Consider the following 16,113-nt stretch of genomic DNA (forward strand, 5'->3'; position numbering starts at 1 on the left):
ACCGGGCGGTTTTGCTGTAATTTCCCTATCCGTTTCTATCCGTTTACTTTTCTTATTGCATTATCCTGAAAGCGGAAATAGTCTGGTCTGTGGCGGGACTGAGTGTATTCAAACATAGTTCCCTCGCTGTTATATGTATAGCTGGTGACAACAGCCACGCAATTATAGTCATTTATATCAAGGTTCATATATTTTTCGTCTATTTCCGTGATCTTTTCTACAGTCATAATCCGCTTGCTGTTTATAATTGTCATGTGAAGTGTATTCTCCAGATAATTATAAATAGAATCCTGGGCAATTTCCTCAGTGAGGCCGGGCACAGAATCTTTTAAAAAGTAGTTGTGATTTAAAATCAGCGGCCGGTCATCCAGATAGTGCAGTCTCTGAAGATAATATAATTGTGAACCCAGGGGAAATCCTGTGCGCTTAGATAAAGACAGGTCTGCTGTTATTTCTAAAAACAAGAGAACCTGGGTTCTGGCAATTTGTCCATTTCTAAAGGCAGATTCTTTAAAACTTTCAATTTCCCCAATAGTAAAAGCAGTCTGTTCTATGGGCCGGTATATGTTGCGCACGCCTTTGCCCTGCAAAGTTTGAACATATCCGTCGGTCACTAACTTGCTTATGGCCCGGCGGACAGTGTTTCTGGAACAAGTATAAACCTGAATCAATGTATTTTCTGAAGGAAGAAGCTCCTGGTAAGGAAATTCATTTGATTCTATTTTTTTCTTTAAATCCTGATATATAAATTCATATTTAGCTTTTGGCATATGATCAATTCTTTCCTTAATATTTATTTTTAAATCTATACTCATTATAAATGCTGGATAACCAAAGTCAAGAAATACTTGTTTAAACAAATTTATATTGACATGTTTAAACAAGTGTGATATAAAAAGATTAAGAAAACTTGTTTAAACAAGATATAGCAGGAGGAAGGGTAATGGGCAAGTATGCTAATGAGGCAAAGGAACTTCTGGCTCTTGTGGGAGGCAGAGAAAATATTGCCGCAGTTTCACATTGCATGACAAGAATGCGCTTTGTACTTAATGAGCCGGAAAAGGCAGATATTAAAAAAATTGAAAAGATGAAGGTGGTAAAGGGAAGTTTCACCCAGTCAGGTCAGTTTCAGGTGATTATTGGAAATACTGTGGCAGATTTTTATAACGATTTTACTGCCGCCGCAGGTATTGAAGGCGTGTCTAAGGAGACAGTTAAGCAGGCGGCGAAGAAAAACCAAAATGTACTGCAGAGAATTATCACTGCTCTTGCAGAAATATTTGCGCCTCTGATTCCGGCTATTATTACAGGCGGTTTGATTTTAGGCTTCCGCAACTGTATTGACAGCTTATATTTATTTGAAAACGGAACGAAAACCTTATGTGATATCAGCCAGTTTTGGTCTGGAATCGACAGCTTCTTATGGCTGATTGGAGAAGCGGTATTTCATATGCTGCCGGTTGGAATCTGCTGGTCCGTGACGAAAAAAATGGGCACTACACAGATGCTTGGAATTGTACTTGGACTTACTTTAGTCTCCGGGCAGCTTCTGAACGCTTACAGCGTTGCTACAACTGCGGCTGCTGATATTCCGGCGTGGAATTTTGGGTTTTTTAAGGTGAACATGATTGGATATCAGGCTCAGGTGCTGCCGGCAATTTTGGCGGCGTTTACTTTGGTGTATTTGGAAAAGTTTTTCCGGAAAATTACGCCTCAGGTAGTGTCCATGATTGTAGTGCCTTTCTGCAGCCTTGTGCTTTCTGTAATGGCGGCCCATTTTTTACTGGGACCTATTGGCTGGAAAATAGGAACAGCGATTTCCTCAGTAGTGTACGCCGGCATTACAGGGCCTTTGAAAATTTTGTTCGGAGCGTTTTTCGGATTTATATATGCACCCCTTGTTATTACAGGACTGCACCACATGTCCAATGCTATTGATTTACAGTTGATTGCAGACTACGAAGGAACTATGCTGTGGCCTATGATCGCCCTGTCTAATATTGCCCAGGGATCTGCTGTTTTAGGAATGATTTTTCTCCAGCGCAAAAATGCCGAAGCACAGGAGGTCAATGTGCCGGCTGGAATTTCCTGTTATCTGGGGGTTACGGAACCTGCTATTTTTGGTGTTAATCTGAAGTACGGATTTCCGTTTATCTGCGGCATGATCGGCTCTGCCTGCGCCGCGGTTCTGTGCGTGGCAACTAATACTACAGCCAATGCAATCGGCGTTGGAGGACTTCCGGGAATTTTATCTATTCAGACAAAATACATGGGTAGTTTCGCTATATGTATGGCCGTAGCAGTGGCAGTTCCGTTTATTTTAACTGTAATTGTAGGAAAGAAGAAACTTATATCAAAAGAAAAGGAACCTGAAAATGAGAAAAGCGCAGATAATGGAACAACAGTAGAGTTAAAGGCTTTTCTTAAAGGAAAGGTAATTCCGTTAAAGGATGTAAATGACGGCGTATTCTCAGAAGGAATAATGGGGGAAGGAGTTGCTATTATTCCGGAAAATGAAATTTTATATGCCCCGGCAGACGGAAAAGTAACTGTGGTGATGCCGGATTCCTGTCACGCCTGCGGACTTCTCATGGAAAATGGGGCAGAGCTTTTGCTTCATATTGGAATTGACACAGTAGATATGCAGGGAGACGGATTTGAGTATTTAATAAAAGAAGGGGATACGGTAAAAGCAGGCGATCCATTAATCCGCTTCAGCCGTGAAAAAATCAAAAAGGCGGGCCACCCTGATGTGACGGTCTGCATAATTACCGACTGTGGGGAAGATAAAAAGATTAAGTTTTACACTGACATAGAGGCAGAGGAAAAGACTACTGTAATTGGAAGTATTGGAGAATAAGGAGAAAAAATGGCAGATTTTAGTGAAAAGGTGATTTACCAGATTTACCCTAAATCATTTAAGGATTCAAATGGAGACGGTTTAGGAGACATTTTGGGAATCCTGGAAAAATTAGATTATTTAAAAGAGCTGGGCGTGGATTATTTATGGCTGACCCCTGTATTTCTTTCCCCACAGAAAGATAATGGCTATGATGTGGCAGATTACAGAAAAATTGATTCCCGATTTGGAAGTATGGAAGACTTGGAAAAACTAATTGAAAAAAGCAATGAAAAGGGAATGGGGATCATGCTGGACATGGTATTTAACCATACTTCCACTGCCCATGAATGGTTTCAAAAAGCATTAAACGGGGAGAGAGAGTATCAGGACTACTATATTTTTAAGGAGGGATCCCCTGACTGTCCGCCTACCAACTGGCAGTCTAAGTTTGGCGGCTCTGCATGGGAATATGTGGAAAGCCTGGGAAAATGGTATCTTCATTTATTTGATGTGACCCAAGCTGATTTAAACTGGGAAAATCCTAAAGTGAGAGAGGAATTAAAGGGAGTAATTCGTTTCTGGAAAGAAAAAGGCATAAAAGGTTTCCGGTTTGATGTGGTAAATCTGATTTCCAAACCTGAAATTTTTGAAAATGATACAGTGGGAGACGGAAGGCGTTTTTATACTGACGGTCCTCATGTACATGAATACTTAAAAGAGCTTGTGAAAGATACTGAAATAGAGGATTTTGTAACTGTAGGTGAGATGTCCTCCACCTCTCTGGAGCACTGTATCCGCTATTCTGCACCTTGGGAAAAAGAGTTATCTATGTGCTTTAACTTCCATCATTTAAAAATAGATTATAAAAACGGAAATAAGTGGGAGCTTATGGAGCCTGATTTTATGGAGCTGAAACAATTATTCCAAAAGTGGCAGGTGGGAATGGAAAGGGGAGATGGATGGAACGCGTTATTCTGGTGCAACCATGACCAGCCCCGCATTGTTTCCAGGCTGGGCAGCGAAGGAAAGTATTGGAAGGAATCTGCAAAAATGCTGGCTGGCATGATTCATTTTATGAGGGGCACGCCGTATATTTATCAGGGCGAGGAAATCGGCATGACAAACCCCCACTATACATCTATAGAACAATATAAGGATGTGGAAAGCCTGAATTATTATAAAATTCTTTTGCAGGAAGGGAAAACAAGCGCCCAGGCCCTGAAAATTCTGGCCGCCAGATCAAGGGATAACAGCCGCACGCCTATGCAGTGGACAGATAGTAAAAACTGCGGCTTCTCCCAGGCAGAACCGTGGCTTTCTGTTTCAGACAATATTTCCAAAATCAATGTTTTCAGCCAACAAAAAGATGAAAGCTCTATTTTATCCTTTTATAAAAAATTAATTGTGCTGCGCAAAGAGAAAAAACTGATCTCAAAAGGAAAAATCGAATTTTTAGAAAATGAAAATAAGAATGTTCTGGCCTATAAAAGAACATGGGCAGATAAAGCGCTGGTTGTATGCTGCAATCTGCGGGAAACAGAAAGCAGAATGGATATGGACTGCAGGTGGAAGGACTATAAAAAGGTTATTGGAAATTATAATAATGAGCTTCCCTGTGTACAGGATAATAAAATTACGCTGCAGCCATATGAGTTTTTAGTTTTAGAAGGAAATGAGTAGCTTTTGTTAAAAAATGCCCGGCAATACCCGGCGTCCTGTGTGCCATGTGAAAACAGGGTTGCATATTGATGTCAGATTGTGATAGGATATGGAACAACAGAAACGTTAATATATAGTAAATTACACGTTAGATGGCGGTAACAGGAGGTAATGACAATGGCTGTAAATGTAACTTTAGGAAATGGAGAAAATCCCAGATATGATATTACAACATTTGGAGAAATACTAATAGATTTTACTTCTCAGGGGCTGAATGAGGACGGTCAGATGATATTTGCCCGCAATCCTGGAGGCGCGCCGGCAAATGTTGCTGTTGCGGCGGGAAAGCTGGGAGCGCGAACTGCCTTTATGGGTAAGGCGGGAAAAGATATGCATGGAGAATTTCTGCGCAGTGTGCTTAATAAGGAACAGGTGAATACTCAGGGGCTGATTTTAGATGAAAAATATTTTACAACCTTAGCATTTGTAAATATAAATGAAGCCGGTGAGCGTACCTTTTCCTTTGCCAGAAAGCCGGGAGCTGATACCAGGATTGAAAAAGAAGAGCTTTCTGTGGATGTGCTGGACTACACAAATATTTTCCATGTAGGGTCCTTGTCCCTGACAGACCAGCCGGCCAGAGATACTACATTTTATGCAGTAAAAAGGGCAAAAAGCAATGGCAGCATTATTTCATATGATCCTAATTACAGGGCTTCTTTGTGGGAGAATGAAGAAACGGCGAAACATCATATGAGAAGTCTGATCCCCCATGTGGACATTATGAAAATCTCCGATGAAGAGGTAGAGCTTTTAACAGATTGTAAAAATGTTCAGGACGGGGCAAAGGAATTATGTCGCCAGGGAGTGAAAATTGCAGCCGTTACCCTTGGAAGTCAAGGGGCTTATATTCACTGTAAAGAGGGTGGATGTATAGTTCCAGGCTTTGCAAGTCATGTTGTGGATACTAATGGTGCAGGAGATTCATTCTGGGGAGGATTTTTATATAAAGTCAGCACATCAGGGAAAAGGCCAGATGAGCTTTCTCTGGAAACGCTGGCTGAGTATGTGCGGTTTGGAAATGCTGTAGCCAGTCTTTGCGTAGAGGGAAGGGGAGCCATACCGGCCATGCCTGATCTTTTGCAGGTAGAAAAAAGATTATCCCTGTAAATTAATGTTTTTTGCGGTACTCTTTTGGAAGCATATGTTTGTATTCTTTAAAGGCCTTTGTAAATTTCCCCTGATTTTCGTATCCAATGAAGGCGGCAGCTTCAGCGATGGTGCAGTTTGTGGTAATCAGCAGCTCCATAGCCTTTTTAAGCCGATATTCTTTCATGTAGGAGGCAATAGGCTGGCCGTAAACAGCGTTGAAAATGCTTTTCAGGGTGGAGGTATTAATAAGATATTTCTTTGATAATTCCTGAATCGTATAACGCTTTTGAAGATTCTCAGTTAAAAGTTTATGGATATCTTTAATTTGTTCTACTTGCTCAGAATAATATTGATTCAGCTGCTTTTCCTGGTCCGGCTTCAGGCGGATTAGAAATAGGAGCAGCTCCAGGACCTTCAGCCGGTAATAGGTAAGGCAAAGGTCCTGGGGCAAATCATATAAATCATATAATACTGAGAAAATACGGGAAATTTCTATCATTGTTTCTATCATAGTATGCAGAGCCTTAGGAGTTTCTAAGGCAGCGGCCTTATAATAGACTTCTTTTCCGTCCCGGCGGTATTCTAAAAGTCCGCTGTCCTTTAAAAGCTTTAAATGATGGGCAACAGCAGGGCTGCTCATATTCATTAAAGCAGAAATATTAATAACGCACTCCTCGTGGTGGCAGAGAAGCCAGAAAATACGGAGGCGGCTGGGATCAGAGAGCAATTTAAAAATAGATGATACCAACTGAAAATCCTTAGTGTGCAAAAGGGTATTTATAAGCTCTGGTCTGTGCTCTCCATGGTTGTGGGGCAACTGATATTGGGACATAATATTTCTCCTCTCAAAAAGCGGTAAAAACTTAAATCACGCAGTGGTTTGCTTATTAGTGTAGCACAAAATATGCTTTTAATCCAAATGGAAATGAATTTAATCCAAAGAGAAGTAAGTTCCCTCAGGGAATTGACTTCTCTATTTTTTATGAGTATATTGTAGGCACAACAATTAAATGATTGTTTAATCGTAATGATTAAATTTTTCAAGGAGGATTTTAAAATGAAGAAAACTTACAAAATTGAAGTAGACTGCGCCAATTGCGCAAATCTTATGGAGGCTGCCGCAAAGAAAACAGCAGGCGTAAAAGAAGCCACAGTGAACTTTATGACGCAGAAAATGATTGTAGAGTTTGAGGAAGGCGCAGAAGTAAAATCAGTTATGAGGGATGTATTAAAAGCCTGCAAAAAGGTAGAACCAGACTGTGAAATTGAAATTTAATTTGTCTTAGCTGTTTAGGAGGTATGGAACATGACGAAAAAACAAAAAAAGATGTTATTAAGGATTGTAGCTGCCGCTGTACTTCTGGTTGGGCTGAATTTCGTTCCGGCTGCAGGCATATTAAGATTTTGCCTGTATATGGTTCCCTACCTGACCATTGGTTATGATATTCTGAAAAAGGCCGGAAAAGGAATTTTAAACCGTCAGATACTTGACGAAAGCTTTCTCATGGCAATTGCCACAGTAGGAGCCATTGTGCTGGCCCTGTACAGCGGCAGCGGCGGTTATGCTGTTTTATCAAATTGGGGAGTGGTTTCAAAGCTACGCTGTGGGAAAAAGCCGGAGAAATATTAGTGAGCTTATGGATATCCGCCCGGATTATGCCAACATAGAAGAAAACGGTAAATTAAAACAGGTAGATCCTGATGAAATTAAAATCGGCGCCGTGATTGTGGTGCAGCCAGGAGAAAAGGTGCCGATTGACGGTATTGTAACGGAAGGAAGCTCTACCTTAAATACAAGCGCTCTTACAGGGGAAAGCCTGCCCAGAGAGGCGGCTGTAGGAGATGAAATTATCAGCGGCTGCATTAATATGACAGGAGTGCTGAAAATCCGCACTACAAAAGAATTTGGAGAATCTACAGTTTCCAAGATTTTAAATCTGGTTGAAAATGCAAGCTCCAGAAAATCAAAATCTGAGGACTTTATTACCAGATTTGCAAGAGTTTACGCTCCCGCTGTGTGTATCAGCGCCCTGGCCCTGGCAATTCTGCCTCCTCTTGTTAGAATGTTCGGCCTGGGCCTTTTGCCTAACTGGCCGGATTGGATTTACAGAGCATTAACATTCCTTGTTATCAGCTGTCCCTGCGCATTAGTAATCAGTATTCCTTTAAGCTTCTTTGCAGGCATCGGAGGAGCCAGCAAGGAAGGCGTTTTAGTAAAAGGCTCTAATTATCTGGAAGTGCTTTCTCAAACAAGCTGTGTAGTATTTGATAAAACAGGCACTCTTACAAAAGGAGTATTTGAGGTTAACGCTGTTCATCACAATGTGTTAGCTCAGGAAAAATTATTAGAGTACGCTGCTTATGCAGAAAGCGCCTCCTCCCACCCTATTAGCAAAAGCATTCAAAAGGCATATGGACGTGAGGTGGACAGAAACCGGGTATCAGATATTCAGGAAATCAGCGGAAATGGAGTAAAAGCAATCGTAGATGGCGTCGCCGTGGCAGCGGGAAACGATAAGCTGATGAAAAGCCTGGGAATTACCCCAATTCCATGCCGCCAGGTGGGGACGATTATTCATATGGCAGTAGACGGCGCATATGCAGGCCACATTGTTATTTCTGATGTAGTGAAAGAACATTCTAAGGAGGCGATCTGCTCCCTGAAAAATGCGGGAGTTAAAAAAACAGTTATGCTCACAGGAGATGCAAGACCTGTAGCAGAAGCAGTTGCCGCAGAGCTGGGAGTAGATCAGGTATACAGCCAGCTGCTTCCGGGAGATAAGGTTTCTAAGGTAGAGGAATTGCTGGAAAAGAAATCTTTAAAAGAAAAGCTGGCGTTTGTGGGGGACGGAATTAATGACGCCCCGGTGCTTTCTAGGGCAGATATTGGAATTGCAATGGGGGCAATGGGATCAGATGCCGCAATAGAGGCTGCGGACGTAGTTCTTATGGATGATGATCCCTTAAAGATTGCAAAGGCAATTAAAATCTCCAGAAAATGTATAAGAATTGTTTACCAAAATATTTGGTTTGCCATTGGAATTAAGCTGCTTTGCCTGCTGCTGGGAGCATTAGGCATTGCTAATATGTGGCTGGCAATTTTTGCGGATGTGGGAGTGATGATTCTTGCAATTCTAAACGCCATCAGAGCACTATTTGTGAAGAACTTATAAATAGCGCTCTGAGCACATAGGTAGTAATAAGTTCTAACTGCTGCATCCTTTGCAGAAAGAACAGCCTGAAGCTTTATCTGAAGATCCGTCAAAGGAGCCAAATACCTGCTGGTGAAGCTTTTTGCCAGTAGGTGTGGCGGCCAGGCCGCCTTCTGCAGTTTCTTTCAAAGAGGAGGACATGGCGTCCCCCACCTTTTTCATGGCCCATATAACCTCGTCGGCAGGAATTGCGCTTTCAATGCCTGCAATAGCCAGCTCCGCGGCCACAAAGGCCCCTGCAACACCAGAGGCGTTTCTCTTAATACAGGGAATTTCCACAAGCCCTGCTACAGGGTCGCACACAAGCCCTAAAATATTTTTTAAGGCAATAGCTACTGCCTGCTCTACCATTTCCGGCGTGCCTCCCGCCAGTTCAACAATAGCGGCGGCGGCCATAGCGGCTGCAGACCCGCACTCTGCCTGACAGCCTCCCTGAGCGCCGGCTAAAGAGGCGTTGTTGGCAATAACCATTCCAACTGCAGAAGCTGTAAATAGAGACATAATACAATCTTTCCGGGAACATTTTTGCTCCTGTTCCATAGTCAATATAGCAGCCGGAAGAATCCCGCAGCTGCCCGCTGTGGGGGCAGCCACAATCCGGCCCATAGCGGCATTTAACTCAGACACTGCTAATGCCCTGTACAAGGCTCCTGACATAAGGGAGCCTGTCAGACTATTTCCCGATAAATGAACTTGCTTCATCTTATATGCGCTGCCTCCAGTTAAACCGCTGGTGCTGCGCAGATCTTCCTGGCTTCCCGGGGAAATACAGGCTGCCATTACCTCATAATTTTTCTCCATATGACAAAATATCTGCTCTTCTGTCTGCTCCATCTGCACGGCCTGCTGTTTTAAAACTAAATGGGAAATGGAACAGCCTGCTTTTTTTGCCGCGGCAGTGAGAGAAGATACAGAGCAATAATTAAAATCAAATTCCATGGGGACCTCCTGATTATATAGGCTCCAGCATAGTGCTGGAGTAAATATTAGGCAGATGTTTAATTTTCTGATTTAAGGAACAGTCAATAGAGCCCTCCAGCTCTATAGTCATAACTGCATCCCCGCCCTTTTCCTGTCTGGACAGCCGGAAATTGCAGATATTGGCTCCTGCCTCAGCGACCACCTCGGTAACAGAAGCAATCGTGCCCGGCGCGTCCCGGTGAAGCACAATTAGAGTGGTGTATTGACCTGTAATACAGACCTCCATGCCGTTTACCTTATTTACAATAATATTTCCTCCGCCTATACTGCTGCCCTGCAGGCTGACAGTACGTCCCTGGTCATTTGTTAAAGTAATTTGTGCAGTGTTGGGATGTGCCCCTTCAATTTCTCCAGTGGTAATCTCCACCTTTAATCCTGATTTCTCAGCTAATTCAGGAGAGAAACGAATTCTCTCATCATCAGTTGTCATTCCCATAATACCGGCAATTAAGGCCTTGTCAGTACCATGCCCCCTATATGTTTTGGCAAAGGATCCGTGCAGAAGGATTTTTGCCTGCACAGCCGGAGAGCCTAAAAGAGCTCTGGTAATACGTCCGATTCTGGCTGCTCCGGCAGTGTGGGAGCTGGAAGGGCCGATCATTACTGGTCCCAGAATATCAAAAACATTCATAATAGGCGCCTTTCTTCGCCGACAGGCGGCGTTTGTAATTCTCACAGGCCTGACAAAGCCAGGCCAAGTGTTCATATTATACCCTGGAATTATAAATTAGAGAAGATAAAAATAAAATAAATCTAATCTATTTTATAATATCTTGCAGAGAAAACAGTATTTGTCATATAATATTATCAACATATAAAAGATGCAGGAATATTAATTTTTTATGTTTGTAAATGCAGCAGGCCGCTGGAGTTTACCTAAAGAGACTAAATCTGCGCCGTTAAAAGATATGTCTGACAATGAGGCAGAAAAAATCTGAGGATTATTATAAGTGCTGAAGTAATATGTTCTGGTGGAAAGATTAATAAAGGCCTTATATTGAGTATAGTCCACAGTATTTCTGCTTGTAATAACAGCTCCTTTAGGGAGGGATAAGTTTTCCATAATGTGAAAGCCAGAGAGAACTCCCTCTTCCCATGTTTCAGGAGGAACAATATGGCTTTTTAAATAAGCGGCTCTTACAAATCTGGAGGGAGGGGTATAATCCCCGGGAAGGCCGAAGGTGCCGGCGCCCTGGCCAAATGGAGATAAATCTACGCTGCTCCACTGCTGATTTTCCGTCTGGACAGGCTGAATATTCATATAATTGCGCAGATTAGTCATATGCCATGAAAAATCAGGACTGTTGGACAGTACGCCTACAGGATTATTCCAGAGATGAAGGCCGGTTCTGGTTTTTTCAATTACCATGCAGCTGCCTGATGAATCTGCTGTAATCCAGTGGAGGGGAGCCACAGAATTGGTGACGGCATCTGTTGTACCCACAATCTGAACAGTCTGCAGCAGGGAAGCAGCCTCCTGAACAGAGGAACAGAAGCTTAGTAAAAAACGTACAAGCTCAATGGCAGCCACAGAAGGGCCGGAGGAACCTTGAACCTGTTTTTCGCCGGATTCAAAAGAATCGTATGAGGCGTAACCGGGGAAATACAAGGATGCTGCGGCAAAGCCCTTTTCATTTACTCCATCGGCAAAAACTACAGGGGAAATATCCTGTCCAATGCCTATAAAGGAATAATCATTTTGAAAACGGCAGGTGTTTAAAATATTGTCCCATTTATAATTTTTAGGAACAATATAAATAGAAGGGTCTAAAGGATAAGAAAAATCCATGGTGCGGCCTAAAAAATAGTGATTGTCAGATGTTTTTAAAGTAATTGCTGTGCACATAAAAACCTTCCTGAAATAAAAGTATGGTTATGTATATGATGGAAGGCTAAGGTTTTATGAAATAGGTAAGATAGATAAGAGGGGAGTCAAAAAATGAAACAGGAGATGGAATACTATATGGACACAATCCCGGAGGTTGGCTTAGCTGCCAGAGGAAAGGAGACGCTGTGGCTGAATCCTAATAAGACAGGGCAGAATACACAGGCAGATGTGGAGATATCCAGCCTGAAAATCAGGGACGCCGGGGAAAGATTAAAGCGATTTGCCCCATATATACAAAAAGTATTTCCTGAGACCAGTAAATCAGAAGGCATTATTGAATCTGAATTAAGAGAAATACCTGAGATGAAGAAAAATTTAAATATAAAATGGAACGCAGGAATTTCAGGAAAATTACTTTTAAAAATGGACAGCCATCTGCCAATATCCGGATCAGTAAAAGCCAGAGGAGGAATTTATGAGATTTTAAAATATGCAGAGCAGCTGGCGCTTTTGGCCGGTTTATTAAGCCCTGAGGAGGATTACAGCAAGCTGGCTGGGCCGGAGTTTAGAAAGTTTTTCGGCCAATATAAAATACAGGTTGGCTCTACTGGCAATTTAGGACTTAGTATTGGAATTATAAGTGCTAAGCTGGGATTTCAGGTGATTGTACATATGTCGGCGGATGCTAGGCAGTGGAAAAAGGACCTTTTAAGAAGCAAGGGAGTGCAGGTAATAGAATATAAGTCTGACTATGGCGCGGCTGTCGCTCAAGGGAGGAAGGAATCTGATTCAGATCCTATGAGCTATTTTGTGGATGATGAAAATTCAGAAGATTTATTCCTGGGATATGCAGTTGCAGGAGAAAGAGTAAAAAGGCAGCTGGAGGAGATGAAAATACAGGTAGACAGGGAGCATCCTTTGTTTGTGTATCTGCCCTGCGGAATTGGGGGAGCTCCGGGAGGGGTGGCTTATGGTTTAAAGCAGATTTACGGCAATCATGTACATTGCTTTTTTACAGAGCCTGTGCAGGCATGTTGTATGTTGTTTGGAATGGCTACAGGTCTGCACCATAAGGTTTGCGTTCAGGACTTCGGAATCAGCGGGAAAACAGAGGCGGACGGTCTGGCTGTAGGACGGCCTTCTGCTTTTGTAGGAAAGCTGATGGAAAAATACGTCAGTGGAATCAGCACTATTGAGGATAAAAAGCTGTACCAGCTGATGAAGGATCTTATGGAGACAGAAAATATTTTTATAGAACCGTCGGCATGTGCCTCCTTTGCCGTATTTCTGCAAGGGGAAGGCTTCAGGCAATATATAGAAAATGAAGGGCTGACAAATTATATGGAGCAGGCTGTTCACATTGCCTGGGCCACAGGAGGAAATATGGTTCCTGAAAAAGAGGCAAAGGCATATTTAGCTGCCGGCGAAGAATTTCATAAGGAGGTATTTTGATGCAGAATTATTCAGGGGAAGCAGGATTGCAGTATCATTTACAAATCAGAAAAGGCGATGTAGGCCGCTATGTGATTTTACCGGGAGATCCTAAAAGATGTGAAAAAATCGCCGCATATTTTGACCACAGTAAACTGGTGGCTGACAGCAGAGAGTACGTTACCTACACAGGTTATTTAGACGGGGAAATGGTCAGCGTTACATCTACAGGAATCGGCGGTCCGTCGGCCTCTATTGCAATGGAGGAATTAGTGAAGTGCGGAGCAGATACATTTATCAGAGTGGGAACGTGCGGCGGCATTGATATAAATGTAAAAGGCGGCGATATTGTAATTGCCACAGGCGCTGTCCGCATGGAAGGCACCAGCAGGGAATATGCTCCTATAGAGTTTCCGGCAGTTGCAGATCTGGACGTGACAAACGCTTTAATAGCAGCGGGAAAAGCCTTAGGATACACATGTCATACGGGAGTCGTCCAGTGCAAGGACGCTTTTTACGGCCAGCATGAACCAGAAAAAATGCCTGTCAGCTATGAGCTTTTAAATAAGTGGGAGGCATGGAAGCGTTTAGGCTGTAAGGCCTCTGAGATGGAGTCGGCGGCTTTGTTTATTGTAGCCAGCTATTTAAAGGTTCGATGCGGATCAGATTTTTTGGTAGTGGGAAATCAGGAAAGAGAGGCAGCCGGACTGGATAATCCTATTGTCCATGACACAGAAGCTCCTATTAAAGTGGGAATAGAAGCTGTCAGAAGGCTGATTCAGGAAGACAGAAAATGAATTGACAGAACAGGAAGGTGCAGGAAGCAATGAGAAGATATAAAAGAATATTTACAGTGGTGCTGGATTCCTTGGGAATTGGAGCCATGGAGGAAGCCAAAGATTACGGGGATGCTGGAGCCGATACCTTGGGGCATATTGCAGAAAATACAAAGCAGTTTCACATACCTAATTTGCAAAGGCTGGGGATAGGAAACATCCGCCCTCTGCACGGCGTAAATCCGGCAAAGGAGCCTTTGGGAAAATATACGGCTTTAAAGGAAAAAAGCCTTGGAAAAGACACAATGACAGGCCACTGGGAGATGATGGGCCTTTATATTACCTCGCCTTTTAAAACATTTACTGAACACGGATTTCCCAAGGAGCTGATAGATGAGCTGTCAAAAAGAACAGGGCGGGTGATTATTGGAAATAAAAGCGCCAGCGGCACGGAAATATTAGATGAGCTGGGGGAGGAAGAAATAAACAAAGGTCATTTAATTGTTTATACCTCGGCGGATTCTGTTTTGCAGATATGTGGAAATGAAGAAACAATGGGCCTGGAAACCTTATATCACTATTGTGAGATTGCCAGAGAACTGACCTTAAAAGATCAGTGGAAGGTAGGGCGCGTGATTGCCAGGTCATATACTGGAAAGAAAAAAGGAGAGTTTGTAAGAACCTCCAACCGCCACGACTATGCATTAAAGCCTTTTGGCCCCACTGTATTAAATGCCTTAAAAGATAAGGGATATGATGTGATATCAGTAGGAAAAATATTTGATATTTTTGACGGGGAGGGTTTAACAGAAGCTTATAAATCTAAATCCTCTGTTCACGGAATGGAGCAGACGATAGAAATAGCCGGCAAGTCTTTCACAGGACTGTGTTTTACAAATCTGGTAGATTTTGACGCCCTGTGGGGGCACAGAAGAAATGTGGAAGGTTATGCAAAAGAGCTGGAAAGGTTTGACAAAAAGCTGGGAGAGCTGATGAATGCTTTAAAGGAAGACGATCTGTTGATTTTAACAGCTGATCATGGCAATGACCCGACTTATACTGGAACAGATCACACCAGAGAGAAGGTTCCCTTTATAGCCTGGTCGCCGTCTATGGAGGCAGGAGGCCCGCTGCCAGAACAGGAAACCTTTGCTGTAATTGGAGCTACAATCGCCTGCAACTTTCAGGTGAAAATGCCTGATGGCTGCATTGGAACCTCCTTATTAGATCTTTTGTCCGTATGAGTAGTAAAATGTATATAGAAAGCATGTACACTGACCTTAATTGCTACTTTATACAGGGAGATTTTAGAAAGGATTAGGGAGAATGAAAAAATTTTTACTGGAAAAGAAAATTAATGTGTTTACATTAATTATTGCCATGGCCTTTACTGTTGCTGTTTCTGTGCCTTTTGCATCCGGAAGAGGCGGCAGCCCGGGGCTTACAGAAAATACAGTAGGCGCGGAAAGTACAGAAGATACAAAAAGTGCAGCGTCTTCTGGGGAAGAAGGCTGGGAGGAGCTGTATAACCTGGCTTCAAAGGACGCTATGACCATTGAGGAGGAAGAGATTCTTCCTGTTTTGGCAATTAGCAAAGAGGAGGATTTAGTTAGATGGAATGATGAGGGAAAAGTCCTTATACTGACTTTTCATCGTTATCCTGAAAGCTATGTGCCAGGCCAGAAGGCTGTTACAGAATTCGGACAAGTCTGGGTTACTAGCTTGCCGGAGATGGAAGCCTGGTTTGCAGAAAATTACGGAGATGGGACAACGCCAAAGGAGGGCTGGACAGCCAGATTTGAGATGCTTTTAGGGATGCCTGCAGACGGCAGCCACACTCATTTTTCAGCCCTTTGGGCAGACCCGGAGGATTTAACCAGGCCAGCCTATAACCCGGATGCTGCAGACGACCAGGTACTTGTGCAGCTGCCCGAAGATGTAGATGAGGAGTATAAACAGTGGTTTGACCAGAATATTATTTGGTCCTACTTTGACTCCTGGTATCCATGGACAAGGCTGGGCTATACATACGATTATGCGGACAACGGCACAGAATACGGCCTCAGCGAATTTTTGGTAAATCAGAATTCTACAGTAGATGTGGAATTTACTTATACTGTAGATGAAATGGTAGAATATTTAAAAGGAATAAAATAAAAACAAGCTGTTTAAAAATCATTTGTCGGGCAATACTCCTGATATCAATAAAAGGAAAAGAGATAAGATATCAGG

General features: G+C 42.8%; 13 protein-coding genes and 1 pseudogene. 9 read left to right on the forward strand and 5 right to left on the reverse strand.

Annotated features, from left to right (window positions below; translation table 11 throughout):
- Positions 1-35: 35 nt before the first annotated feature.
- Positions 36-770, reverse strand: a complete 735-nt coding sequence (locus tag C1A07_RS09515) for a UTRA domain-containing protein (RefSeq protein WP_101876902.1) — start codon at positions 768-770, stop codon at positions 36-38.
- Positions 771-943: 173 nt separating this feature from the next.
- Between C1A07_RS09515 and treP the strand changes: the two genes are divergently transcribed.
- The 3 genes from treP to C1A07_RS09530 all read left to right on the forward strand — a co-directional run bounded on the left by treP (position 944) and on the right by C1A07_RS09530 (position 5,671).
- Positions 944-2,860, forward strand: a complete 1,917-nt coding sequence (gene treP, locus C1A07_RS09520; protein ID WP_101876903.1) for a PTS system trehalose-specific EIIBC component — start codon at positions 944-946, stop codon at positions 2,858-2,860.
- A gap of 9 nt (positions 2,861-2,869) precedes the next feature.
- Complete coding sequence (gene treC / locus C1A07_RS09525; protein WP_101876904.1) at positions 2,870-4,522, forward strand: alpha,alpha-phosphotrehalase; 1,653 nt, start codon at positions 2,870-2,872, stop codon at positions 4,520-4,522.
- 156 nt (positions 4,523-4,678) lie between these two features.
- Positions 4,679-5,671 (forward strand): carbohydrate kinase family protein, encoded by a 993-nt coding sequence (locus tag C1A07_RS09530; RefSeq protein WP_242972289.1) that lies wholly within the window; start codon positions 4,679-4,681, stop codon positions 5,669-5,671.
- Position 5,672: 1 nt separating this feature from the next.
- Here the strand turns inward: C1A07_RS09530 and C1A07_RS16670 are convergent, their stop codons facing one another.
- The gene (locus C1A07_RS16670; protein ID WP_101876906.1) at positions 5,673-6,485 is read right to left on the reverse strand and encodes a metalloregulator ArsR/SmtB family transcription factor; all 813 of its coding nucleotides are present in this window, start codon (positions 6,483-6,485) and stop codon (positions 5,673-5,675) included.
- A 225-nt stretch (positions 6,486-6,710) separates the two neighbouring features.
- Between C1A07_RS16670 and C1A07_RS09540 the strand changes: the two genes are divergently transcribed.
- Both C1A07_RS09540 and C1A07_RS09545 read left to right on the forward strand, forming a co-directional pair.
- On the forward strand, positions 6,711-6,929 hold the full coding sequence (locus C1A07_RS09540) for a cation transporter (protein WP_101876907.1): 219 nt from the start codon (positions 6,711-6,713) through the stop codon (positions 6,927-6,929).
- 30 nt (positions 6,930-6,959) lie between these two features.
- Positions 6,960-8,826: pseudogene (locus tag C1A07_RS09545) on the forward strand (heavy metal translocating P-type ATPase).
- Positions 8,827-8,859: 33 nt separating this feature from the next.
- Here C1A07_RS09545 and sdaAA read toward each other — a convergent pair.
- The 3 genes from sdaAA to C1A07_RS09560 all read right to left on the reverse strand — a co-directional run bounded on the left by sdaAA (position 8,860) and on the right by C1A07_RS09560 (position 11,692).
- Entirely contained in the window at positions 8,860-9,804 is a 945-nt protein-coding gene (gene sdaAA / locus C1A07_RS09550) for an L-serine ammonia-lyase, iron-sulfur-dependent, subunit alpha (RefSeq protein WP_101876908.1), read from the reverse strand.
- A 13-nt stretch (positions 9,805-9,817) separates the two neighbouring features.
- On the reverse strand, positions 9,818-10,477 hold the full coding sequence (gene sdaAB, locus C1A07_RS09555) for an L-serine ammonia-lyase, iron-sulfur-dependent subunit beta (RefSeq protein ID WP_101878105.1): 660 nt from the start codon (positions 10,475-10,477) through the stop codon (positions 9,818-9,820).
- A 201-nt stretch (positions 10,478-10,678) separates the two neighbouring features.
- The gene (locus tag C1A07_RS09560; protein ID WP_101876909.1) at positions 10,679-11,692 is read right to left on the reverse strand and encodes a linear amide C-N hydrolase; all 1,014 of its coding nucleotides are present in this window, start codon (positions 11,690-11,692) and stop codon (positions 10,679-10,681) included.
- Between the two features lie 93 nt (positions 11,693-11,785).
- On the opposite strand from C1A07_RS09560, the gene C1A07_RS09565 reads away from it, so the two are divergent.
- From C1A07_RS09565 to C1A07_RS09580, 4 genes are all read left to right on the forward strand, one after another.
- Entirely contained in the window at positions 11,786-13,126 is a 1,341-nt protein-coding gene (locus C1A07_RS09565; protein ID WP_101876910.1) for a D-serine ammonia-lyase, read from the forward strand.
- Complete coding sequence (gene udp, locus C1A07_RS09570; RefSeq protein WP_101876911.1) at positions 13,126-13,902, forward strand: uridine phosphorylase; 777 nt, start codon at positions 13,126-13,128, stop codon at positions 13,900-13,902. Before C1A07_RS09565 ends, udp begins: the two co-directional genes overlap by 1 nt.
- A gap of 29 nt (positions 13,903-13,931) precedes the next feature.
- On the forward strand, positions 13,932-15,125 hold the full coding sequence (locus tag C1A07_RS09575) for a phosphopentomutase (RefSeq protein WP_101876912.1): 1,194 nt from the start codon (positions 13,932-13,934) through the stop codon (positions 15,123-15,125).
- 82 nt (positions 15,126-15,207) lie between these two features.
- Complete coding sequence (locus C1A07_RS09580) at positions 15,208-16,038, forward strand: hypothetical protein (RefSeq protein ID WP_101876913.1); 831 nt, start codon at positions 15,208-15,210, stop codon at positions 16,036-16,038.
- Positions 16,039-16,113 lie beyond the last annotated feature (75 nt).

Origin of the sequence: Lachnoclostridium edouardi, from assembly GCF_900240245.1 — a bacterium.
In the GTDB taxonomy this organism is placed as follows: Bacteria; Bacillota; Clostridia; order Lachnospirales; family Lachnospiraceae; genus Lachnoclostridium_A; species Lachnoclostridium_A edouardi.